Annotated in this window: 2 protein-coding genes; both read right to left on the bottom strand. The window is 41.8% G+C overall.

What is annotated here, in order from left to right; genetic code table 11:
* On the bottom strand, nt 1–467 hold a 467-nt coding region (locus CGS49_RS13590), incomplete at its 3' end, for a ClpX C4-type zinc finger protein (protein WP_143405887.1).
* Between the two features lie 190 nt (nt 468–657).
* Nucleotides 658–1155, bottom strand: a 498-nt coding sequence (locus tag CGS49_RS13580) for a dihydrofolate reductase (protein ID WP_143405886.1), incomplete at its 5' end; no start/stop codon positions are given.

Raw genomic sequence — 1155 nt, 5'->3', positions numbered from 1 at the left:
ACATCCTCACCCACATAACCTGCCTCTGTCAATGATGTCGCATCCGCAATCGCGAAAGGAACATTCAAACTACGAGCCAAAGTCTGAGCTAAGTAAGTTTTCCCTGACCCTGTTGGTCCAATCATGAGGATATTTGACTTTTGCAAGTCCACATCATTATCTTCACGACTTTCTGTGAAGTTGATACGTTTATAGTGGTTGTAAACAGCTACTGCCAAGGCACGTTTGACACGATCTTGCCCCACGACATAGTTGTTCAAAATATCTAAAAGTTCTTTTGGCTTTGGCGTTTCAGCCAAGTCAGCTAAAACTTCTTCAGCCGTTTCCTCACGAATGATTTCTTGTGACAAGGCCACACATTCGTTACAGATAAAGACGCCATTACCGGCGATAATTTTCTTCACTTCTTCTTGGTTTTTGCCACAAAATGAACAATAAACCATCTCTTCATTACGATTTCCAGCCATTTATTCCTCACTCTTTTCTAAAATAGGGTGCCATAGAAGGCATGAATAGTATTGACAAGGTTAGTAAAAGCATTTAAAAAGAGAAAAACTGCTAACCCATAACGTTTCTTACGAAAGGCAGGAATTGCGGAAAGCACACAAAGCACTCCCAATAATGCAGTAAATAATCAAAACACTACGTTGCATGAACCTAGTCCCCTTCTTTTTCATAGCGACTTATACTAAAGTCATAGGCATTTTTTTCATTCTTGGGCACGCGGTCACGCGATACCTCTTTAAATGCCGTTGTATCTAGTTGTGGAAAATATGTGTCTCCCTCTAAATCAGCCTCAATAGTTGTTTTGATGAGCATATCATAATGTCCATCAAAAGCCTTGTAGACACTAGCACCACCAGCAATATAGAGATCCTTATCTTGCTGTTCAAACCAAGCTAAAGCTTCCTCAACACTCGTAACGGTCGTTACTTCCTCACAGTCGAAGTCCTTGTCTCGTGTTAGAATTAAGGTTTCACGTCCTGGGAGGCAACGACGGTTCATGCCATCAAAGGTAACACGTCCCATAAGAATTGCTGAACCCATGGTCGTTTTCTTGAAATGCGCCAGTTCAGCAGGCAAGTGCCACGGCATGGTGTGATTCTTCCCAATAACATGGTTACGAGCTTCCGCCCAAATAGCAATGATTTGTTT

Source organism: Faecalibacterium langellae, from assembly GCF_002549775.1.
Lineage (GTDB): Bacteria > Bacillota > Clostridia > Oscillospirales > Ruminococcaceae > Faecalibacterium > Faecalibacterium langellae.
This window is presented reverse-complemented; position numbering and strand designations above follow the sequence as displayed.